The organism is Bacillus sp. NPDC060175 (assembly GCF_042728695.1).
GTDB lineage: Bacteria > Bacillota > Bacilli > Bacillales > Bacillaceae_G > Bacillus_A.
Genome location: NZ_JBHWYR010000075.1, coordinates 1 through 21,635, shown reverse-complemented (window position 1 = coordinate 21,635; position 21,635 = coordinate 1). Strand labels below are relative to the sequence as shown.

The window sequence follows — 21,635 nt, the reverse complement described above, 5'->3', positions numbered from 1 at the left end:
GTTATAAAGCAGGGGACTTTTTTTTATTTATATATAATAATTTTATTTTGTGAGGATTACTGTGTAAATAAGAAAATATTGCTCAAAGAATTTCTGTACATTTGAAAGGAGTGTAATGAGATAAGGTCTACTTATTTATTTTCGATAGAGCTTATAATTATGTTTATGTTATTAAATTTTAAAAAAAGAATTGACTTCTGTTTTAGTTGTAACTATTATAGTTACATAAAGGTTGTAACTAAAGTGGTTACAACTTATTCTGCTTTATGTAAAATACGGTTAGTATATTTATTTAAGGAAGGTGGCCCACACATTGTCGCTCAGTCTAGAAAGTCACTAAAAGATTAAAGGTAATGCATATTCCAAACTATAGTATTTTCTGCTTTGGGGCAATAATGTGTAGCGTTATCTTTTGTTAAAAATCTTAGTTGATTTTTTTGAAAGGGTTAGTTTTGGGGAAATATAGTAAGGTAGCTCATAAAAGAACAAGATATAAAAAAGATGTACTTATATAAACCAAAAAGTTAGCTGAGAATTTTAAGTGATAGCTGGACTGGTTAATAAAAATAAAGGTAGGAGATTTAAATGAAGACGAAACAAGATAATCTTATATACGTATGGGACGCATATTGTGGATGGTGCTATGGATTTTCAGAAAGTATTAAAGGATTTTACAAAGAACACACTGAAATGCCGTTAACAGTTTTATGTGGAGGATTATTTTTAGATGATTTACCAATAAAAAATTTCTCATATATAGAAGAGGGGAATAAAAGAATTAATCAACTTACAGGTGCAGAATTTGGTCCTTCATATCAAAAATTGGTGGAAGAAGGGACTTTTAAAATGAATTCGAAAGATGCTGCAATTGGCTTTTCAGCTTTACGCTCATTAGCACCAGACCGTTTGTTAGAATTCACTGCGGCTATGCAAAAAGCGTTTTATTATGAGGGACAAAGTCTAAGTGATCCTGAAACATATCGTAAGATTGCAATTGAGCTTGGTTTGAATCCTAAACAAGTATTAGAACGTTTAAACTCTCAAGAAACAATAATAGATGCCCAAAACGACTTAAATAAAGTTCGACAGCTTGGTATTAATAGTTATCCTTCTTTGCTTTTACAAAAGGATAATCAAATTATCCCTATTGGTGGCGGGGTAATGACGCCAGATAAAATCGAAGCACGTTTTAAAAATTTATATTAAAAATTTTTAAGTTAAAGTATAGAGCATTTAACGTGTTAAAAAAGGCTAGAAGTGGATGGACTTAAACCTTTTTATAACAGTCATAGTTTCAACTTATTTTTAAAAAGAGTCCAATTTTAATTTTTCTATAGACTATAGTAGCAAACATGTTAGCTTAAGCCAACGGACATTCATCTCTAGCCTATTTGCTGGTGCTATCACACTTTCAGGTAAATTGAAGAGGGAGCTTCTGGCGGAACAAGATAAAAATATGTTAACTATTTAATAACTTTAACAAAAGGAGAATAACATTCTATGTTTAAAACAATCGATACAAATCAAAAAGATGTGAAATTGACGGTGTTTAGTTCAGACGAAAAAAGTTTTATGGTCACTGCAACCTTAGTTGAGAAAGCGGGACATGCATTATTAATAAACTCAAAATTTACTCAATCTGATTCGAAAGAAATTGTTGAGTATCTGAAAAAAAACGACTTATCTCTAGATGAAATTTTTATTATTCATGGAGATCCAGACTACTACTTTGGATTAGAGAGTATTAAAGCTGCTTACCCAGAAGCCATAGCGTATGCTACAGAGTCTACTGTTGAACATATTGTTCATTCTGTCTTAGGTAAATTAAAAGTTTGGAAAGGCGCCCTAGGAGAAAACGCACCAAGCAACGTAGTATTACCTCAAGTGTTTAAAGAAAAAACGATTGATTTTCAGGGGTTAACATTTGAACTAGTAGGCTTAGATCATTACAGAACTAGCTTATTTAATAAAGAGCTAAAATTATTAATTGGTGGTATTGATGTATTTAACGAAATACATGTATTCTTAGCGGATACTAGCTCAAAAGCAGCAATGGAGGCATGGATTGAAAACTTGAAAGTATTACAAGCATTAAATGCCGACATAATTGTACCGAGCCATGGATCAATCGAAAAATCCTTAAATAATCAAGCACTTACTGCGACAATAGATTATCTAAGAACTGCAATTCAAGCTTCTGAAGAAAGTAAAACTTCAAAAGATTTTGTAGCGAAACTTGAAGCAGCATATCCAGGCTATGCAAATAAAGGGGTATTAGAATTAAGTGCAAAAGTTGTAACAAAAGAAATGCCTTGGGGTTAATGCTATGAATAAAAAATCTACAAGCAATAGGTGGTTTCCATGTAAAAGACCTGTCAAGGAGTACAGGGCTTTTACTAAGATAATCGGATAAGGGAACTCATGACTTTGTATTAATATAATAGTATGTATTTCTTAAAGAATATTTTTGCATATTTTACTGGAAATAGAGCACGATATTACTAAATCAATGGAGGTGTGTAAGAAATGCAAATTCACAAAAATAATAATTCAAACGAAATTTTGATAGCAGCTGCAGCAAGTGCTATTGAGCAAATGAAATATGAAATTGCTCAGGAATTCGGTGTTACACTTGGACCGGATTCAACAGCACGAGCAAATGGTTCAGTAGGCGGAGAGATTACGAAACGTTTAGTTCGTATGGCGCAAGAGCAGTTATCTGGTCAATATAAAGTTCATTAAGGGTGGTTTTTGCCCATCCCCTCGAAAAGGGGGAATAAGAAAAAAGCAAACTTCCCTTTTAAGAAGATTTGCTTTTTTCTAAGCTATATTCGTATTCTTTGACTTTTCTATATTTGCTATGGTAAGCACTTTTATAAATACAACGTATTTATTGATTAACAAAAATATAAAATCCTTTTTCCCATCGATCTTTGAGCCATTGCAATTCTTCTTTCATATTGGGAACGTATTCATTTGTTCGTTCCATCAATTTATAGGTTTCCACTAGTTCCAAACATCGATTTGGACTAGTAAGAGAATGTATAAAGAGCATATCACGTTTTGTTACCGAACCAAAAGAGATCCCTTCACGGCTCACCGATAATAACTCTTGAATTTCCTCTTGATCCATATTTGTTTTCTTTAGGTAATTATTCATATCAATGAATGTGGTGTAACTCCATTTCATATTGTCATAATCATTTTCTTGTAGGATCATTTCACGATAAGATTCCATATCATGTATGAGGAAATTACGAATCGCGTCTATAGAAAATTGCATGTACCAAACTTCCTTTACTGTATAGGGTATGTGTGAGTTTTGAGGTTCCTTTAAAAAAAGTATTCTCCTAATATGTAGGAAAATACTTTTTTACTTTACCATATATTTAAGTTCTTAGCAGGTTTTTACCCCGTTAAGAGTAAGCCTGTTTATGAAAAATAAAATTCTTTAAAAATGGAGAGCCGACACCATAAACCTGCATTATTAATGTAGAATTGTGATGTCGGCTCTATATTCACTAAAATGGCAAGTTAGTGAATAAATTATTCATATTTATTTAAAGCTTATTTTCGAGAGGAGGTTAAGCAATGAGGGCACCATATCAAGTATTGATATTTCCTTATATAAAAACTGACGATTCTATTCAATATGCCATTTTTAACCGAAGTGATTATGGTTATTGGCAAGGAATAGCTGGTGGTGGAGAAGATGGTGAGACTCCTATTGAATCAGCAAAACGGGAAGCGTTTGAAGAGGCTGGTATTATAAGAGAATGTCCATATATAACATTAGATTCTGTGTCTTCACTACCAGTAGAGGATGTAGTTGGAGGATTCCTTTGGGGAGAAGATGTTTATGTAATAAAAGAATTTTCTTTTGGAGTTAAAGTTCCTACAAAAAATATTTCATTATCTAAAGAACACTTCAATTATAAATGGTTATGCTTTGAGGAAGCAGTAACGCTTTTGAAATGGGATAGCAACAAAACAGCATTGTGGGAATTAAACAAAAGACTATTAAAACAATTAAAGTGTTAGTTAACAAAGACGTTAGTGGAACAAGAATTGAGCAATTTAAAAAAGCCTTGCTACACTTCATATTAAATAGACTAAACTAATAAGAGGATATTATGTTCAATATATGAGCATATATCCTCTTTTCTTATACATATTAGATTAGTTATACAGATATTAAAAATATAGTTTAATATGTATATAATATCCAGAAAAGTATGTGCACTTTAGGTGGAGGACGTAGCCCATAGCGGGAGGCGTAGTGAGGTCTTTAGACCGAGCGTTAATATGATTTTAAGGGGTGAGTGCTATGAAAGTACAAGAGGTTCTTATAGAGAATAACAACAAGAGATACATATTATTGGATCAAGAGGGATTCCTTGTAATGCCAGTTATGAAATATATAAAGTATTTAGATAGGACAGGAAAAAGCCCTAATACTCAAAAAACATATTGTTATTCCTTAAAACATTTTTTTACCTACTTAAAAGATACAAACAAAGATTATAAGTATATTAGGTTAGAAGATTTAGTAGAGTTTGTGGGGTGGTTAAGAAGTCCTTATGAGAGTTCAAAAGTCACTCCCCTTCAACAAGAGAAAGCAAAGCGAACGGAAAAAACAATTAACCTTACAATTACAGTTATAGCAAACTTCTATGACTACTTATTTCGAAACGAAGAAGTAAAAAATGACATGATGGAAAAGTTGATGAAACAAGTGTTTACAAGGGGAAACTCACGTTACAAAAGTTTCTTACACCATGTAAATCAGGACAAGCCATCAATCAGAAACATATTAAAATTAAAAGAACCACGCAAAAGAGTAGATACACTCACAAAAGAACAAGTACAACAAGTATTACAAGCAACAACAAATATACGAGACACTTTCTTGATTCAACTGTTATTTGAAACAGGATTGCGTATTGGAGAAGCTCTCGCTCTTTTTATGGAGGATTTTGTTTTTGATCATGCAAAGGGACATCGAATTCGTTTGATAGATCGTGGGGAATTAGAAAACGGCGCTATGTTAAAGACAGGTGAACGAGAAATTTATGTATCGCAGTCCTTAATGGATTTATATGATGATTACTTGTATGAAGTGCTTGATGAATTAGAATTGGATTCAAACTTTGTTTTTGTAAAACTGCGAGGAAAAGATGTAGGAAAACCAATGGAATATTGGAACGTAGAATCCCTATTTAAGCGTTTAAAAAAGAAAACAGGGATAAACCTACACCCTCACCTATTTCGCCATACACACGCTACAATTTACTATCAGAAAACAAAGGATATAAAACAAGTGCAAGAACGATTAGGACACTCTCAAATTCAAACAACAATGAACCTGTACCTACATCCTTCGGATGAAGATATACGAGAAGATTGGAATAAAGCACAATCCGAATTCAACCTAAAGGAAAATAACTGAAAGGAGTTACTGGATGAAGAAAATCAAGAATGTTCAGGTAAAAGAAATAGGCTTTCACGAAGGCTTACAAGTAGAACTTTCAACTTATCCCGAAAAAACAGTACATGAAGATGGTTCTGTTTCAATTAAACAAGTAAACAATCCCTACTTCTTAGTCAACGATAAATGGAACATTAACTTCTTAGGTGAAATTAAACAGTTCGAAGAAGTCGTGGAAAACTATAACTATTCAACTAAAAGTGTTCATTTTCGATTTAATAATCCTTCGATCAATTTAGAAGTGAAATATGTCTATTATCAGCAACTGTTTAATGATTTATGGACGATCAAAAACATATTTATGAATCAAAGCCCATTAAAAAGAATGACAGAGTTCTTGAATGAAAAATATCCCAAGCTATCATCTTTGTTGGATTTGGATATTGATAAAGCAGAACGTGAGTATTTGTTTTGGTTGAATGAAAATGGGGTGAATACTCAACGCTTAAAGAAAAGAGAAATCAGAAAAGATTCTATCTTAAAAACACCAGTAGCAAGTTTTTTGAGAAACGTTTATATTGCCCTATTCCAATCCACCGATAAACGTGAAGAATGGGAAAAAGACAAATGGGATGTTCGTATTTTAAATAAGAGGTACGGGGTTGATTACAATCAAAGTAGATCAGAATATTATCTTAATTTTACAACGATTGATAAAAAAGTTCGTGAACAAGTTAAAAAATACTGTAAACAACGGTTACTAAGTAAAAATAAATTCTCTTGGGGCTCAGCAATATATTATGTTAATTATCTGTCGAAGTTTTTTATGTTTATCTTTTCCAAAGAAACAACGTGGATGGATATAAAAACCTTAAAACGTTGTCATATTGAAGAGTACATTCAATATTTACATGAATACGCTAAAAGTAATATAAAAAGACGGAACTCGCATCCTGAACAATATGTAAATACTTCAATGACAATCTTACAAAAGTTTCTTGAAGATATTCAACGATATGAGTATGAAATGGCTCCCGAAACTCATGTAAGATTGTTGATCTTTTCTGGAGATAGACCTAAGCTAAGAAAAAAATCAATTGATCAGATTGATTACATCCCTGACTATGTTTTAGAGCAACTCTTTACTCATATTGATGACTTGCATAAAGATGTGACACCTGTTGTTTGGATTACGTTTAAAACAGGACTTAGAATTTCTGATGTATTAGGCTTAACCTCTGATTGCTTAGTAAAACTCAATGGTCAATACTCTATCGAAACGAATATTGAAAAAACCTATGTTCAAGGTCATCGAATTCCGATTGACAATGAATTAGCAGATATTCTTGCGGTTCTAATCGAGAAATCAAAAGAACTTAGCAATCAAGACAATAATCCCGAAGGGTATATTTTCGTTCGTTATCGGGGTCAAAGAAAAGGAAAACCATTTAGTCAGGTATTTGTTAGAGAACAATTAAATATATTGGCAAAACAAAAAAACATCACTGATGAAAATGGCAATCGGTTTCACTTCAAAGCCCACCAGTTCCGACACACTTACGGAGTAAAAATGTTAAATGGTGGTGCAGATATTCTGACGGTACAAGAGTTATTGGCTCATGCATCGCCCGAAATGACACTAAGATATGCCAAACTATTAGATAATACGAAAAGACAAGCGTTTGAATCAGTCATTAAACAAGGTGTTTTTAGTTTTGACTTAAACGGTGAAGTTCAAGAAATTAAAGCAGGAGAAGATATTCCAACAGACATATTGGATGCCTTATGGCAAGATCACAAGCTAAATGCGATGGACAACCCTTATGGAACGTGTCACGCTCGTTTGAACGGAAATTGTCCTCACATGGAAGCCCCACCTTGTCTAACTTGTGGTGATAACCAAACCCCATGTAGAGACTTATCGGTAGGTTTTTCAGAGTTAGATAAACAAAAGTATGAACTTCACGTTAAAACAACCACAAAGGCAATTGAAATAGCGAAACAACGAGGTCGAGAAGATATTGCGGAGAAGAATCAAAAGAATTTAAAACGTTATCAAAACATTTTAAATACCCTCCAAGAAGGAAATGTTATCTTTGGTAGACAAGATCGGATGAAAAGAAAGTTAGGTGTTAAAAATGGCTGAATATGACCGTTCTGAACATTTGAAAGCGATTCATGCCAAACGAAAAGAAAATACCTATCAGAGAGTAGATGAAGTAATAAAAAGGCTCATAAAAGCCAATGGGACTATAAACTTCAATAGTGTTTCTAAAGAAGCTGGTGTATCGAAAGCAACACTCTACAACAACAAGGATTTCCGTTCAAGAATTGAAACTCTAAGAAATCAACAATCACAAGTACCTACCCCGAAACAAGTAAAGCGAGAAATGAATGAAAGTAACAAGGATGCCTTGATTGCTTCCCTAAAAAGGAAAAATAAGAAATTAGAAGATGAAAACAAGAAATTAAGAGAACAACTGAAAGTAGCTTACGCAGATATTTATAAAAAGTTATAGTCAATAGGAGAACGTTGTTCTCCTTCTTCAACTATCGGGCCAGATTGTTGAATAACAGTCTTTTAAGAAATGTTATCTAACGACGCTTGTGCAAAAATAATATTGTTGTTTAATTTACAATAAAGTCATTTGAAAAATAATATTAGTTGTTTAAAAATCCTTATTCCACGAACGGAGCAGGTTAGTGGAAGCAATAGTAATTAGGTTTGACTGGGAAAATTGTCGATGATATTAAAAAAGACACCGAAGTGTCTTATGTTTTTCAAATTAAGCATACCGATAAATTGAAATTTAATTACTTAACATTATGTTTATCTTGGGAGCTAGGTATTTTATCGGTGAGTGTATACAAACCATGTAATGCTTGCTGTTAATAATGCTGACGAAATCAAAGCTGTAAGAACACTATATGTTTGCCAAATAAGCATCGTTGACCAATCGAAAGCACAGCACAGTATACCCAGGGCAATCGTAGCGATCAGGAAAATAACTGTTACGATTATTCTCTTTTTTGTCATTGGCTGCCGCTCATTCGTTTTCCTTCTGCGTAATCCTAAGAGAAATAGGAGAACGGCCAATAGGCAAAGAATAATAGTGATAGACGACAAAATGATATCCAAAAGCTGTGTGCCGCTTATTTCATATGACTGAGTTAGATTGCCGTCTAGTATATCTTTAACTTTTAGTACCAGGTTTATATTGGTATTTGCGCCGTTGCTCAGCAAGCAGACGGCTGTTCGTTCATTTAGCAGTATGACTACTTCGGTTCTGAAATTTGGATTGCCCCCAGTGTGTTCTATAATCGTTTGGTCGGCGTTTACCGACCAGCCTGCCGCATAATACATATCGTTGACAGCCGAAACAGACATATCACCCCTATGTGATTTTTCGATAACCGTGTGAAATATTTCGGGTATGTCCTGCACAATACCCATCTGTATGCCCATCCAACGCGCCATATCTTTTGTATTAGAAATGATGTAGCCTGCGGGCTTATTCCCAGCATAATCCGGAGCTTTAAATGGAGTTGTCATAAAAAAGGAAGAACGGTAGCCCTGTGCCAACTGTCCAGTGGCTTGAGCATCTTCTTTATAAACATACGTCTGGTGAAGGCCTAACGGCTGAAATACCTGTTCCCTCATAAAGTCTTCATAGCTTTGTCGCGACACAATCTCAATAACCAAACCCAATACGTCATAATTAACGGTTCCATAGTTATACTGTTCACCGGGAGGGAACGCCAATTCAGTATCTACGAGCATTTCCACAGTCTTTTGCAACATATCCGGTGTATTGCCTTGTGGAATACTTTGAGTATGCCTAAAATTTGTTAGACCACTGGTATGGTGAAGAAAGTTATTTAGTGTAAGGCTTTGCATATCAACAGGTTTCCCTTGATACTTTAACGTAAACCAAGGTAAATATTTTTGGACAGGGTCAGTCATTGAGAGCAGCCCTTGCTCTTCCAATAGCATAATACCCATACCAGTAAAAGCTTTACTGACCGAGGCTAACTCATAGAGTGTATTTTCACTTGCAGACAACCCCTTTTCACGGTCAGCATACCCTGAAGAAAAGTAGAACACTTCATCATCAGCAAGTATTGAGATTGACATTCCCGGCACACCTGATATACGAGAGGCATCATCTAGCAACGCTTGTATTGCCGCAGATTTCGAATCAGACAACGCATAACTTTGTGTTGCGAATCCTGAGATTAATATAAATATCGTTAATACAAAAACAATAATCTTTTTCATAAACTCTCCTTTTTGAAAAATTATAATAGAATAATATAAATAACCTACTTTTACAACTACTAAACTAAATTTTAATTTATCTTTCTATTCACCTATATAATATCAAGTAATTGTGAAAAGTTACACTTAACGAACAGATGCGTTAGTTCAATAAGAAAAACGATCTTCAACAATCATGGCGCGATTGTTGAACAACAATTAAAAGGGCGATACATATTACACATGACTAATATGTATCGCCCTTTATTTTTTATGACTTTTTACGATTTAGGTCTTGATAATTTTATTGTAGCAAGGCTTTTATTTTTCTTAGCGTCGTTTTTTTAAAACCAAATAGGGATCAAATCCATTTATTGGTTCATCTAAGCGTACGAAATCCGCGAAATGTTGGTGCTACCCCATACCCATCAAGCTAAGATTTTATAGTACCCCCAGAACGAAAATTTGTACTAACTTGTAACAAAAAAGCTTATTTTTTCGTTTTGGGGTATTTGCTTTTCTTAGCTTGATGGTGATGTGGTGATGGGGTCACCATATCAAAAAAAGAAAATTGTACGTTATGACTATTTTTTCAGCTAAATAAGGACTATTCGGGACATTTGGAGCTGGAAAATCAACTCTTATATAAAAATTTAATTGCCGATACTCATTCGCAAATAGAAAAAACGAATTGTTGTTTATAAAGGTATACCTTTACGTACATTTTTATTTTCATAAATCTAAAGATAAAAAGAATCCTTGATACATCTGTAAAAGCGTATCAAAAGGTACACTTTGTGGTTCAATTTTCATTACTATGTATTCAAATATGTAGTGAGTTCTTGATGTGTCTGTAAAAGTATACCTTTCGGTTTATTCGGGGGGTTTTTAAAGTTTGTTAAATTAATCTGTTTTTTCTGAATTGATTTATTTTTATTCAGGATTTCCAATTCAAGCATAGACTATGAATCTAGTTTAGAAGTTAAGACTAGATTAGAATTATTATTGTCGGGAGTTTTAAGGTATAAACAAATAATAGCATTAGTTGAGATGAAATCTCGTTGTTAGAATGGATTATGTCAGACGTTACGATATAGGTTGAAACACTTCCAAAAAAGTTAAAAATATCTATTGATATCTATCCTGATGCAATTATTATAAAAGATAACCAATGCACAAGTGATACTCAAGGGGGAGCGAATATGAAGAATATAACAGAAGATGAAAGGAGCATTATTGAAGAAAAATGGAAAATTACCAAAGAGAATTCAAGGAGTATCTATTTTCACTTTACAGCTAGGAGGAACGAAACTAAGTTTCGATTTGTCAAAAAAATCACTTTAGGAGATGTATATATATGGCAATAAAAAACAAGCGTAATGACATTAATAATACCCTATTGGATCATGCAAAGAAAGAGGAACGGATTGATTCAAGCTCGGTTATTAGTTTACTTGATGTTTTGAAGGAGAATTTAAGTGAAAGAGAAGTGACAGTTGATACTGAGGTTGTTTCAAAAGTATTAGAAGGATATGCGCTTACAGTTGTGAATTTGAAAAGTGAAAATATGAAAATGAAAATGGAATATAGAGATCGGATTATAGAAATAATTGAAGGTAACATAAATAGTATAGTATATGGATTCGAAAAAGGGGTTAATAATAAATTTGTGGAAAGGACAGAAAACTTACCGTATGAAGAATTAAAAGAGGAATATTCTAGATTAACAGAGGCTATGAACGATATTAAGAGACATAAGGATATATTTATGCCGGATGAACATAAACATTTGGATAAATGTTTAGAAGAATACAAGGATAAACTAGAGTATATTCATTTTTTAATGTTGAAGTGTATTCATTATGGGGAAGTAATTAATGTAATTGAGTGTAAATGGAAAAGGGGATTTTAATTAGTGTTATAACAGCATACATCTTATGGAGGGGGTACAGCCAACGTACTAACATAAAACCCACGCTAAGGAAAAGAAAGCTTGATATAAAAGGGTTTCTAGCGTAACAAAAAGGATTGTGATAAATAATGTTACGAATTATTTTTTATACAGTATTTTGTTACAGCTAAATTGGCTAAATAAAGGCTAACGCTTATTGAAACCAATGTTGTAACAAAAACGTTCATTTTAGTTACAATCCTTAACGTACAAAAATCAAAGTTTTTACTTCCCAAAAATGTCTTAACGTGGGTTTTATGTCATTTGGTTGGCGGGACCCCATAGCCATCAAGCTAAGATTAAGTAAAATTCCGTTCAACTAGATTTTTTCTGTTTTCTAAAGAAGTGATATCAGCTATCTCAAAATCTGCATACCAAATAAACCCTATCGGGTTTCAATTTTTTGGATTACGCTACATGATTGTGAGACATAGAAAAGTTGTATACGACGCCTAATATATCAAAGACTGTTTTCTTCTCATACCTATGGGATTTTCGTCAGTTTTTCTGTAAGAGATTGAACAGACGTAACAATATCTTTGTTAATTCTTGGGTGTCTTTTTGTAAAGAATGATGAATAAGTGGAAAATAATCTTTTATGATATAAATCGCTTTATATTCGCTTAATTCTCGTTTCTTCTTGATGAGGAGTAATTGGCGCATTTGAAACATGGTAGAAGAACAAAGAAGGATACTTATTAATTGTCCGTATAAGTGACATTCTAGTCGTTCTAATTTTACAGAATTACATTGATGAATACGAAAAAATGATTTCCATGTTTTAAATACAAGTTCAATTTGCCATCGTAAGGAGTAAAAATCGTATACTTGTTCCTTTGGTAGATATTCCAAAGGAATATTTGTAATGTAAAAGTTAATTGCACTAAGCCGTTTACTGCGTTCTTTATAGGTAATTTGCTTCTTATGTTCTTTAGATGCTAAATCCTTTTGTCTACGCTTCATTTGCGTTTCAGTTAATTTATACAGAATTAGTCTTGCAGGAAGCTTTTGATACATTCCAATATAGATTTCAGGAATTTCATATGTTTCACCTGACTGTAATTGGTCAATAAATCGCTCCATATCTAATTGGATGTACTCAGAGTGCTTTTTTATGGTTCCATTTTGAAAGTATTCAGGTTCTTTATTCTTCTGATATATACGTGTATTGAGCTTTAATCGTGAAATAAAATAAGCACCACACTCGCTTATAGTATGTAAATCTTTTAAGTCGAAATATCCTAAATCACGTATACATACATCGTTCGGTTGAAGGGATGTTAAACAAGTAGAAGCATAAGTTTTATCATTATGCTTTCCCGACCCTACATGAACATGAAGAAATTGACCACTTAGTAAATCATACTCTAGTTGAATTTTTACGCCAGCATTTTGACCGCTACCACCTGAACCTTGATATGTAGAAGTGAATTTATCCGGAATCTGAAAATGTGTAGATTCCAATATGTGGATACGTCGAAAATAGTTTGTATACAAAGTTGGAATCTTGCTAGAAGAACAAAATTGTTGGTGAAGTAAATGTGCTAAGAGTTGTTGTAAAAACTGAACAGCCTGAGAATTAAAGCGTTGATTGAGTCCTTCTGGACTCATAGAAATGCCTGTGTTAGCTTCTAATCGACTACATAATTGTGTTAATGAAGTATGAGCTATATTTTGGCTCAGCCAAACACATAAAGCCACTAAATCTTCTGCACGATATTTGCTTCTTCGTTGAACAAACCCTACTTCTTTAGCTAAATGTTCTAAAGCATGCGATGACAGGTTCTGTTGCAAAGTTTGAAAAAGCATAAACAGGTTGGTAAATGAGGAACAATGTTTAGGAAGTAGCTAGTAATTGTTGAAGTTCATTGTACGTTGAAAAGGCGGAGTCTCTTTGAAGACTTCGCCTTTGTTTATATAGGGCATGAATGGTCTCGATACCTTTTATCGTACGTGAAGCATGACGAAGATTTTGAAATCCTGCGGATTTGGCAAAACGTCTTTTTACATGCCTATGATCCTGTTCAATAAGATTGTTTAAATGTTTGATTGTACAATGGATTGTCTTTTGATAAAATCCTTGTTTTCTTAATTTGTTAAATGCACAAAGTAATGCCGGCGCTTTGTCTGTAGTGAGAACCGTTGGTTCTCCAAAATGTTTTACTAATCTTTTCATGAAGGCATAGGCAGCCTGATGATCCCGTTTTTTACGAAGTTGAATATCCAATGTGTGGCCATCTTTATCAATTGCACGATAGAGATAACGCCACTCTCCCTTAATTTTGATATAAGTCTCATCCAAATGCCAAGATAATCGTGCGGATTTATTTTTCACTTTCCAAATTTGATAGATGAGATTGCCATATTCATGAACCCATCGCATGATGGTTGTTGGGTGAACTGAAATACCACGTTCTTTCAGGATTTCAGAGACATCGCGATAACTTAAAGAAAAACGGCAGTAGTAGCCGACAGCTACTAAAATAATCTCTTTCTTGAATTGCTTTCCTTTAAAATATCTCATGCCTGATTCTCCTAAATCCTGTTTTCTAGAGTGTAGCTTCATGTAGAAAACTTTGCAACAGAACCAGCTTACGGATGGGTTACATCACCTCGGTAAATTGGCTCAGGAAAAGGGGCTACATATTGTATACCATCATCATATGGGAACGGGTGTTCAAACAACGGCAGAAATTGAAAAGTTAATGGATATGACTGATCCAGAGCTTGTATCCCTGCTTTTTGATACAGGTCATCTTGTTTTTTCAGGAGAAGAGCCGCTTTATATTTTGAAAAAATATTTACCTCGTATTAAACACGTACATTTAAAAGATATTCGCCAGGAAGTAGTAGATGCTGTAAAGGAAAACGAATTAAGCTTCTTACAGGCAGTGAAGAATGGGGCATTTACAGTTCCCGGGGATGGCGTAATTGTATTTGATGAAGTGTTTACTATCCTTGCAAACTCTGATTATAAAGGGTGGTTTGTGGTAGAAGCAGAGCAAGACCCAGCTTTAGCGAATCCTTTTGAATACGCATTAAAAGCCCGGAAATTTATACAAGAAAAAGCAGGTCTTTAATTTACCATTGTGAGATTACAAGTTTCAATGACTATTAAAAAATAGGGGAAACTCGGAGTTTAGTTAGCTGACAAAGGTAGAGAATTATAGAGGAGTCATTAAATAAAAAGGGGGAGAAGTCATGTTAGGAAAATTAGGTGAATTAAAAGAAGGGTATAATGTATTAACAGAAATGAACGGTCAATACAGTGATATGTTAATGGATATAGGCATATATAAGATGTCTAATGAAAAAGAAGAGCTGTTATTAGATAGTAAGAATGAAACGGCAATTCTTTTACTAGAAGGGAAAATACGTTTAGAGTGGGAAGGAAATGTAGAAGTTATTCAAAGACAGTCTGTTTTTGAAGAAAATCCTTGGTGTTTACATGTGGCGAAAAATGTAAAGGTTATAATTACTGCTCTTTTAGACAGTGAAGTGCTTGTTCAAAAAACGGATAATGACGAAGAATTTGCGTCCAAGTTGTATACTCCAAATGAGTGTCAAAGTGTTGTAGCTGGAGAAGGATTATGGGAGGGGACAGCGCAGCGCGTTATTCGCACGATTTTTGACTATAACAATGCAGCATATTCTAATATGGTAGTAGGAGAAGTTATTTCTTATCCAGGACGATGGTCCAGTTATCCACCGCATCACCATGATCAGCCAGAGGTATATTATTATCGCTTTAACAAGCCACAGGGATTTGGATGTGCAATGGTTGGTGAGGATGCTTATCGCGTTGTACATAATAGCTTTGTTACAATTCCGGGTGAGCTAGATCACCCACAAGCAACGGCGCCTGGATATGCAATGTATTTTTGTTGGATGATTCGACATCTTGAGAATAACCCATGGAATGATCGTATCATGGAGGAAGACCACAAGTGGTTATTAGAACCAAACGCGAAAATTTGGCCAGAAAAAGAATAGATGAAATTAAGGGTTTTGGTGCAAAAACGATGTTACTTGCAATTGTTTTTGCCCAGAACCACCAACTTTTTTGTGAATTTAGGCAGGTTCTTATGTGAGGTAGCATAAGAGCCTATTTGCATGTTCTACCTTTTTTTATGTACAATAAGGATAAGAGATAATATAGACAGGGAGAGGAAACCCATGTCCACTAAATTAGTAAATTTACGCATTGATTTTGCTTTTAAACAGTTATTTGGGACGAAAGGAAATGAGGAAATTTTAACAGGTTTCTTAAATGCAATTCTAGAGGAATCTTTAAAGGCACCAATTACATCGCTACAAATAGATGATCCGCATCTCCATAAATCTTATGAAGATGATAAGTTATCGATTTTAGACCTTTTAGCAACACTAGATAATGGGACACAAGTAAATATAGAAATTCAGCTTCGAAATACACATGATATGGTGAAGCGATCTTTATATTATTGGAGTAAACTTTATACATCCCAAATGCAAGAAGGGATGCCATATCGCTCACTTCGAAAAACAATTACAATTAACTTACTAGACTTTATTTTGTTTTCTCAGGATGATGCATTTCATACCATCGGACAATTATGGAATACAAAAATGCAGAAACTATTAAGTGACGACATTGAAATCCATTTTGTAGAGATACCGAAATTGGTAAAACAATGGCGTGAAGAAAAAGTAAACCCGTGGGAAAATACATTTGTTCGTTGGATGTTATTATTACCGGCACATGAAGATGAACATTTAACTCAAATATTGGAGGAGATTGCAATGAATCAAGATCCAATTTTACAAAAGGCAATGAATAAATGGGAAAATATGAGCCATGATTCTTCTTTCCGAACAGCATATGAAGCTCGAGAGAAATTACTTCTAGATGAACAAGCTAAGCTAGCACATGCAGAACAAGAGGGTATGGAAAAAGGCATTGAGCAAGGTAAGATGCAAATGATTCGAGGGATGCATGAAATTGGTGTACCGCTTGAAACTATTGCAAAAGCAAGTAAGTTAAGTGTGGAGAAAATAGAACGTATTTTGAAATTAAAGTAAAAATATATAAACATACAGAACTTATGTTAAATCCAAATTTGTATTCTATTCATGAGCAAACATATAGAAGAAAGTAGACGCTCATTATCGTAGTACGTCTAATCGAAAAGCATTGCTTAAGATTTTGGCAGTGCTTTTTCCAAATTCGCAGGATTTCAAAGTATTCGTTATGCTTCACGTAAGATAAAAGGAATCGAAACCGTTCATGCTCTATATAAACAAAGGCGAAGACATCAAACAGACTCCGCCTTTTCAGTGTATTATGAATTGCAACAATTACTAGAAGTTTCTTATCTTTTCTATTCAAATGTTCCCTTCACTATCGGAACTTTATTTTCTACCATAAACTTGCCTTTTGCAATGACGCTGTGAATATCCAACGTTTCTTTTTCCAACAATACGATGTCAGCATCCTTCCCGGTTTGGATACAGCCCTTACTTGAAAGCTTCAGCAATTGTGCGGGATTCGTAGTAATGACTTCCAGTGCCGTTTCTAACGGAATACCTTCCACTAAAACAGATTCTCGTACTTCGTGAAATAGCGAAGATACTTTTCCGACTTGAAGGCCTGCATACTCCCCTTTGTTGTCAAAGAAGGGGAGGCTGGCCTGTCCATCTGAGGAGAAGGTAATATGTCCGACTGGGACCCCATCTTCAAGCATAATACGTAATGCCTCACTGCATTTCACTTCTCCGTCCTCCAAAAATTGAGGAGTAGTACTTGTGGTAAAGTCTATGTAACCGCCTCGTTTTGCGTAATCAATACCCGCTCTGAATAATTCTTCGTTTCGGTTTATATGTGTTGGATGGAAGTGCCGAATCGGAATGTTGGTTTTATCAGCAATTTCATGCAACAATGAAAGTTTTCCCTCTCCGTCCCCTACATGAACTTCTAATATGCCAGCTTTTCCTGACAGAATACCGCCATTGCGTGCGGCAGTGGCGACTTTAACTATTTCCTCAAATGTAGGTTCTGATGATCTATGGTCGGAGATAGCAATCTCTCCAACACCGATAATTTTGTCAATTAAAATAATATCATCTTCGATTTTTCCCGTCAGCGTTTTTACAGGCACTTGATAGGAGCCTGTGTGAATGAAACAAGAAACTCCCTCTTCTTCAAGTGCCCGCGCTTTGGCAAGCAGACTTTCCATTTTACATGTTGTCCCATCAGTACCGAGTAAACCGACTAGTGTTGTAATACCTGCAGTTGTAATATCAGTGAGCATCAGCTCAGGTGTGCGGGTTTTGAATCCGCCTTCTCCGCCTCCGCCTGGATATTTTAGAAAGTGAAGGATTTGTCGTAAAAGGCAGAGGGCGGGCCGGTACAAAGTTCACTGATGCCGGAATAGAGTATTTGTATTTTCTTAAGTCAAAGTCTGCTGTGTATTGCTAAAGAAATCATTCCTATATTTTGATTGTGAAAGGAAAAGATATAATTAGCCATTACTAAAAGGGATAATACTAACATATAAATTTTTTTATAGTCGTATTACAAAAAAGCGCTATTCTTTCTGGAGAATCAAAGGAAAGGATGGCGTTTTTTTAGGTATTGGGCCATGAAAGATGGTTGATATTAAGCCATCTTTTATTTTTTATTATGAAAATGAAATTTGAAATCATAATTTTCAATCCATAATTAGCTGTAGAGACAAATGAATTTCACGTATCGTATTTTATATTAATAAGAAAAATTCAGTAATACTGGGATTTTAAGTGATTCAATTATCTTTATTCCCCATAATAATAACGATTTTGTGTATATAAGGGGCGTAAAACATTTAAAGTAGAGAGACATGTATGATGAGCCCTATATTATAATTATATGTGTTATGAAATCTATATCTAAAAAGGAGTGATTTTTAATATGTACAAGCTTAAAACAAAAGAAACTAACAATAGTGTAATTGAATTTATTGAAAGTGTTGAAAATCTTAAAAAACGAGAAAACGCGTATCAATTATTAGATATATTTACTGAAACAACAGGCTATACAGCAAAAATGTGGGGACCAAGCATTATCGGCTTTGGTACATACCATTATAAATATGCATCTGGTCATGAAGGAGATGCTCCATTAGTAGGCTTTTCCCCAAGAAAAGCTAAAATTAGTCTATATTTTGCAGCTGGTGATCCTAAGCGAGAGGAACTATTAAAAAGCTTTGGAAAATACACCTCTGGAAAATCGTGTGTTTATATTAATAAAATAGCAGACATTGATAGTAATGTTCTAAAAGCACTAATCAAACAATCTGTAAGTTTTTTGAAGGAAACGTATCGAAATCATTAATGAAATTTATTATTTTCCTAAAATGACCCTTCATACTCAGAATCGTTTACGTATTCCTTTTAGGCTCAGGTATCAATGTAAAAAGACGATAAAAATATTATGTTGACAAGATAAGGTATCACAAACTTTTAACGAATTATCCTTCCTCAAGAGTGTGAAGGGCAATGGCCCAACGGTGGAGGGGAGATGAATTTCGGTTTGGCATAGCCAAAAAATATTTGATTTTGCGTATATTTGTGCGCATTTAGTATAGCAAAGATTTTTCAAGAATTTTGTGGATTTCATAGAAAACAAACGGAATATCAAGTAAAATATTATGTATTGTTTTATACATTTCAAAAGTTATTTTGATGATATTTTTGTAAGTGTATGAGTGGAAGTATCATCATGTATAGTATGGTTGAAATGGCAAAAGAGAACTATTTCAGTTCCTATCATTCTCTTTGATAATTGTTTGAAATACTTTTAAATATTGATATATCTAGGAGAATTCAGAGATTTCGATTGATTATATGCAATGAAAAATGAAGGTGTTATTTTTAGGTTTCTAACTATTATGATTCACATTAAAAGAAGTGCAAGGAGGAAGGTATATCTACTAAAATAGCGAGATATACCAAATTAAACATGAGTATTAGATTTAGTAAAAAAGTAGTAGTATTAACAGCCGGACTAACCGTATTATCCTCACCGATGGTATCGATTGCAGAAGAACAACAATCAGTAAATAACCATCAATCCATAAGTGTTCAAGAACAAGCTGGAACAGCCCCACTTCAAGTATTAGACGAACAAGCTTTAAAAAGTATTGAAGAGAGTTTTGAAGGAGTAGACGGACGTGGTGGAGGTACTGTCGATAATAAGAAAGTGGACAGTCTTCAAAGTTCAGAAGGTATTTATGAAGAAACGGGTACATTAACGATCCCTAACAATTCAAATAGAACAAAACGTAGTCTTTCTTTCTCAGCACCTAAAGTTTCTAGTACTATAAATGGTGTTCCATTTACTGAATGGATTGTTCCAGAAGGAAACGATAATATTCGCCCTCAAAACCATATGATTCCAAAGTATATTACAATTCATGAAACTGATAATAAAAGTGTAGGAGCAGGGGCTAAAAACCACGCTCAATATTTATATAACCAAGCAGTAGGAAACACAGACCGGGCTGCATCATGGCACTTTACAGTAGATGATAAAGAGATTTATCAACACTTACCATTAAACGAGAACGGATGGCACGCAGGAGACGGTGATGGTTCAGGTAATAGAGAATCTATTGCAATTGAAATCGCAGTTAACAGCGATGGTGACTACAATAAGGCAGTGGATAACGCCAAGAAACTTGCAGCTTATTTAATGAAAGAAACAAGTGTACCATTAAATAATATTGTAAAACACCAAAAATGGAGTGGTAAAAACTGTCCTGCTATTATGATTAATAGTGGGCAATGGGTTCCATTCGTAAATGGCGTTGAAGGATATTATAATAAATTTTATCAACCAACAGACGATATAACAGGAGGTTGGTATGAGTCAGCTATTCGTGATTTGAATAGAAGAGGTATTATGGTAGGAGAAGGAAACGGTATTTTTGCACCTAATAGATCCGTAACAAGAGCTGAGTTTGCTCAATTAATCTCTAAGTCTCTAAGTCTTCCAGCTGGAGAAGCAACGTTTAAAGACTTAAATGATGCAAATCCAACTTTACGAGATGGTATTAAGCGTACTGCAAGTGTAGGCATCATTTCTGGTAGAGGAGACGGTTATTTTGACCCTAACACACCTATTACAAGGGAAGAAGCAGCAATTATTGTAAATAGAGCTTTACAGTATAAAGGAATAAATGGACCATTGGCAAACTTACCATTTGCAGATAAAGATCAAATTATCTATAAAGAAGCTGTACAAAGATTATACGGCTTAGGTATTGTAAAAGGTATGGGGGATAATCTGTATGTCCCTAAAGGAACAACAACTCGTGGTGAAACAGCAGTATTCATTTTAAACATGCTTCAAGTAATTGAAACTGGTAGTGTTCAAAAAGGAATTGGTACGGCTGAAATTAATGGCATTGGGGTAAATGTTCGAAGCGGGGCAGGAGCTGGCTACCTTGTTGTTAGAAAAGCAAGCAAAGGTGAAAAAGTTACAGTATACGAAGAAAAGAATGGTTGGTTAAGAATTGGTACAGATGAGTGGATTTATAATGAACCTAGTTACATCGTCTATAAGAAGGATGGAAATTAAATCATACACCCGGCATTTCTTTTATTCTCAGGCAATGGAGAGCATTTTCCCCATTGCCTGTTTTTGTGTTTCAGCCTTTTTAATGGTTATATAGAGATTTGAAATGAAGTTGCATACATGTATTCAGTGGTTCTGGTGCAAAGATTGTATTTATTTGAAAGAGGTATATAGACTCCTAATGGAATCTATTCTTATGCAGACATTCCGAATAGTTGATGAATAAACTTCACTTCATTTTGGACAGACTTGTTAGGGTAGCGCCACATCACAATTTAGCTAGGAAAAGCAAATACCCCGAAACAAGAAAATTGGCATCTCCAGGAAAAAGCTTAACTTTTTGTTTTAGGGTGTTATACAATTCTTAAGTTGAACAATTTAAGCAGCGTAGAAAGGTTTAATT

General features: G+C 34.3%; 16 protein-coding genes and 4 pseudogenes. 15 read left to right on the top strand and 5 right to left on the bottom strand.

What is annotated here, in order from left to right:
- The first annotated feature begins 585 nt into the window (after nucleotides 1-585).
- The 3 genes from ACFWDE_RS25285 to ACFWDE_RS25275 all read left to right on the top strand — a co-directional run bounded on the left by ACFWDE_RS25285 (nucleotide 586) and on the right by ACFWDE_RS25275 (nucleotide 2,742).
- Nucleotides 586-1,206: a DsbA family protein gene (locus tag ACFWDE_RS25285; RefSeq protein ID WP_377895523.1), complete on the top strand. Its 621-nt coding sequence runs from the start codon at nucleotides 586-588 to the stop codon at nucleotides 1,204-1,206.
- Nucleotides 1,207-1,500: 294 nt separating this feature from the next.
- Nucleotides 1,501-2,322 carry an MBL fold metallo-hydrolase gene (locus ACFWDE_RS25280; RefSeq protein ID WP_377895521.1) on the top strand — a complete coding sequence of 274 codons (822 nt, stop codon included), beginning with the start codon at nucleotides 1,501-1,503 and terminating at the stop codon, nucleotides 2,320-2,322.
- Between the two features lie 204 nt (nucleotides 2,323-2,526).
- Nucleotides 2,527-2,742 (top strand): alpha/beta-type small acid-soluble spore protein, encoded by a 216-nt coding sequence (locus tag ACFWDE_RS25275; RefSeq protein WP_215556728.1) that lies wholly within the window; start codon nucleotides 2,527-2,529, stop codon nucleotides 2,740-2,742.
- Nucleotides 2,743-2,890: 148 nt separating this feature from the next.
- Here the strand turns inward: ACFWDE_RS25275 and ACFWDE_RS25270 are convergent, their stop codons facing one another.
- On the bottom strand, nucleotides 2,891-3,283 hold the full coding sequence (locus ACFWDE_RS25270) for a hypothetical protein (protein ID WP_002204072.1): 393 nt from the start codon (nucleotides 3,281-3,283) through the stop codon (nucleotides 2,891-2,893).
- 308 nt (nucleotides 3,284-3,591) lie between these two features.
- On the opposite strand from ACFWDE_RS25270, the gene ACFWDE_RS25265 reads away from it, so the two are divergent.
- The 4 genes from ACFWDE_RS25265 (at nucleotide 3,592) to ACFWDE_RS25250 (ending at nucleotide 7,947) form a co-directional block, all read left to right on the top strand.
- Nucleotides 3,592-4,041, top strand: a complete 450-nt coding sequence (locus tag ACFWDE_RS25265; RefSeq protein ID WP_377895518.1) for an NUDIX hydrolase — start codon at nucleotides 3,592-3,594, stop codon at nucleotides 4,039-4,041.
- A gap of 286 nt (nucleotides 4,042-4,327) precedes the next feature.
- Nucleotides 4,328-5,449 carry a tyrosine-type recombinase/integrase gene (locus ACFWDE_RS25260; protein ID WP_000867925.1) on the top strand — a complete coding sequence of 374 codons (1,122 nt, stop codon included), beginning with the start codon at nucleotides 4,328-4,330 and terminating at the stop codon, nucleotides 5,447-5,449.
- Between the two features lie 13 nt (nucleotides 5,450-5,462).
- Nucleotides 5,463-7,574: a tyrosine-type recombinase/integrase gene (locus ACFWDE_RS25255; protein WP_000721448.1), complete on the top strand. Its 2,112-nt coding sequence runs from the start codon at nucleotides 5,463-5,465 to the stop codon at nucleotides 7,572-7,574.
- Nucleotides 7,567-7,947, top strand: a complete 381-nt coding sequence (locus ACFWDE_RS25250; RefSeq protein WP_377895514.1) for a DUF6262 family protein — start codon at nucleotides 7,567-7,569, stop codon at nucleotides 7,945-7,947. The genes ACFWDE_RS25255 and ACFWDE_RS25250 overlap by 8 nt, the downstream gene beginning before the upstream one ends.
- Before the next feature lie 332 nt (nucleotides 7,948-8,279).
- Here ACFWDE_RS25250 and ACFWDE_RS25245 read toward each other — a convergent pair whose 3' ends face one another.
- Nucleotides 8,280-9,707, bottom strand: coding sequence for a serine hydrolase domain-containing protein (locus ACFWDE_RS25245; RefSeq protein WP_000720981.1), 1,428 nt, complete (start codon nucleotides 9,705-9,707; stop codon nucleotides 8,280-8,282).
- A 1,181-nt stretch (nucleotides 9,708-10,888) separates the two neighbouring features.
- Here ACFWDE_RS25245 and ACFWDE_RS25240 point away from each other — a divergent pair.
- Both ACFWDE_RS25240 and ACFWDE_RS25235 read left to right on the top strand, forming a co-directional pair.
- Entirely contained in the window at nucleotides 10,889-11,053 is a 165-nt protein-coding gene (locus ACFWDE_RS25240) for a hypothetical protein (protein WP_377895511.1), read from the top strand.
- Complete coding sequence (locus tag ACFWDE_RS25235; protein WP_377895509.1) at nucleotides 11,044-11,598, top strand: hypothetical protein; 555 nt, start codon at nucleotides 11,044-11,046, stop codon at nucleotides 11,596-11,598. Before ACFWDE_RS25240 ends, ACFWDE_RS25235 begins: the two co-directional genes overlap by 10 nt.
- Before the next feature lie 447 nt (nucleotides 11,599-12,045).
- Here the strand turns inward: ACFWDE_RS25235 and ACFWDE_RS25230 are convergent.
- Together ACFWDE_RS25230 and ACFWDE_RS25225 are read right to left on the bottom strand one after the other, a co-directional pair.
- A pseudogene (locus ACFWDE_RS25230) lies at nucleotides 12,046-13,446 on the bottom strand (IS4 family transposase).
- 28 nt (nucleotides 13,447-13,474) lie between these two features.
- Nucleotides 13,475-14,161 carry an IS6 family transposase gene (locus ACFWDE_RS25225; protein WP_377895507.1) on the bottom strand — a complete coding sequence of 229 codons (687 nt, stop codon included), beginning with the start codon at nucleotides 14,159-14,161 and terminating at the stop codon, nucleotides 13,475-13,477.
- 61 nt (nucleotides 14,162-14,222) lie between these two features.
- On the opposite strand from ACFWDE_RS25225, the pseudogene ACFWDE_RS25220 reads away from it, so the two are divergent.
- The 4 genes and pseudogenes from ACFWDE_RS25220 to ACFWDE_RS25205 all read left to right on the top strand — a co-directional run.
- Nucleotides 14,223-14,717, top strand: a pseudogene (locus ACFWDE_RS25220) (TIM barrel protein); the annotation flags it as partial.
- 121 nt (nucleotides 14,718-14,838) lie between these two features.
- On the top strand, nucleotides 14,839-15,630 hold the full coding sequence (locus tag ACFWDE_RS25215) for a 5-deoxy-glucuronate isomerase (RefSeq protein WP_377895505.1): 792 nt from the start codon (nucleotides 14,839-14,841) through the stop codon (nucleotides 15,628-15,630).
- Nucleotides 15,631-15,813: 183 nt separating this feature from the next.
- Entirely contained in the window at nucleotides 15,814-16,698 is an 885-nt protein-coding gene (locus ACFWDE_RS25210; protein ID WP_377895504.1) for an Rpn family recombination-promoting nuclease/putative transposase, read from the top strand.
- Between the two features lie 135 nt (nucleotides 16,699-16,833).
- A pseudogene (locus ACFWDE_RS25205) lies at nucleotides 16,834-16,989 on the top strand (IS6 family transposase); the annotation flags it as partial.
- 8 nt (nucleotides 16,990-16,997) lie between these two features.
- Here ACFWDE_RS25205 and iadA read toward each other — a convergent pair.
- Nucleotides 16,998-17,972 (bottom strand): annotated as a pseudogene (gene iadA / locus ACFWDE_RS25200) (beta-aspartyl-peptidase); the annotation flags it as partial.
- 593 nt (nucleotides 17,973-18,565) lie between these two features.
- Between iadA and ACFWDE_RS25195 the strand changes: the two are divergent.
- Together ACFWDE_RS25195 and ACFWDE_RS25190 are read left to right on the top strand one after the other, a co-directional pair.
- A complete protein-coding gene (locus ACFWDE_RS25195; RefSeq protein WP_377895503.1) occupies nucleotides 18,566-18,988 on the top strand; it encodes a DUF1801 domain-containing protein in 423 nt (140 codons plus the stop codon).
- Nucleotides 18,989-19,615: 627 nt separating this feature from the next.
- Complete coding sequence (locus tag ACFWDE_RS25190; RefSeq protein WP_377895501.1) at nucleotides 19,616-21,235, top strand: S-layer homology domain-containing protein; 1,620 nt, start codon at nucleotides 19,616-19,618, stop codon at nucleotides 21,233-21,235.
- The last annotated feature ends 400 nt before the right edge of the window (nucleotides 21,236-21,635 follow it).

Excerpts from the sequence above, each read along its gene's own strand:
- ACFWDE_RS25280 (WP_377895521.1), top strand. The coding sequence starts at position 1,501 with ATGTTTAAAACAATCGATACAAATCAAAAAGATGTGAAATTGACGGTG.
- ACFWDE_RS25270 (WP_002204072.1), bottom strand. The coding sequence starts at position 3,283 with ATGCAATTTTCTATAGACGCGATTCGTAATTTCCTCATACATGATATG.
- ACFWDE_RS25210 (WP_377895504.1), top strand. The coding sequence starts at position 15,814 with ATGTCCACTAAATTAGTAAATTTACGCATTGATTTTGCTTTTAAACAG.
- ACFWDE_RS25260 (WP_000867925.1), top strand. The coding sequence starts at position 4,328 with ATGAAAGTACAAGAGGTTCTTATAGAGAATAACAACAAGAGATACATA.
- ACFWDE_RS25195 (WP_377895503.1), top strand. The coding sequence starts at position 18,566 with ATGTACAAGCTTAAAACAAAAGAAACTAACAATAGTGTAATTGAATTT.
- ACFWDE_RS25215 (WP_377895505.1), top strand. The coding sequence starts at position 14,839 with ATGTTAGGAAAATTAGGTGAATTAAAAGAAGGGTATAATGTATTAACA.
- ACFWDE_RS25190 (WP_377895501.1), top strand. The coding sequence starts at position 19,616 with ATGAGTATTAGATTTAGTAAAAAAGTAGTAGTATTAACAGCCGGACTA.
- ACFWDE_RS25245 (WP_000720981.1), bottom strand. The coding sequence starts at position 9,707 with ATGAAAAAGATTATTGTTTTTGTATTAACGATATTTATATTAATCTCA.
- ACFWDE_RS25275 (WP_215556728.1), top strand. The coding sequence starts at position 2,527 with ATGCAAATTCACAAAAATAATAATTCAAACGAAATTTTGATAGCAGCT.
- ACFWDE_RS25240 (WP_377895511.1), top strand. The coding sequence starts at position 10,889 with ATGAAGAATATAACAGAAGATGAAAGGAGCATTATTGAAGAAAAATGG.
- ACFWDE_RS25285 (WP_377895523.1), top strand. The coding sequence starts at position 586 with ATGAAGACGAAACAAGATAATCTTATATACGTATGGGACGCATATTGT.
- ACFWDE_RS25225 (WP_377895507.1), bottom strand. The coding sequence starts at position 14,161 with ATGAGATATTTTAAAGGAAAGCAATTCAAGAAAGAGATTATTTTAGTA.
- ACFWDE_RS25255 (WP_000721448.1), top strand. The coding sequence starts at position 5,463 with ATGAAGAAAATCAAGAATGTTCAGGTAAAAGAAATAGGCTTTCACGAA.
- ACFWDE_RS25235 (WP_377895509.1), top strand. The coding sequence starts at position 11,044 with ATGGCAATAAAAAACAAGCGTAATGACATTAATAATACCCTATTGGAT.
- ACFWDE_RS25265 (WP_377895518.1), top strand. The coding sequence starts at position 3,592 with ATGAGGGCACCATATCAAGTATTGATATTTCCTTATATAAAAACTGAC.
- ACFWDE_RS25250 (WP_377895514.1), top strand. The coding sequence starts at position 7,567 with ATGGCTGAATATGACCGTTCTGAACATTTGAAAGCGATTCATGCCAAA.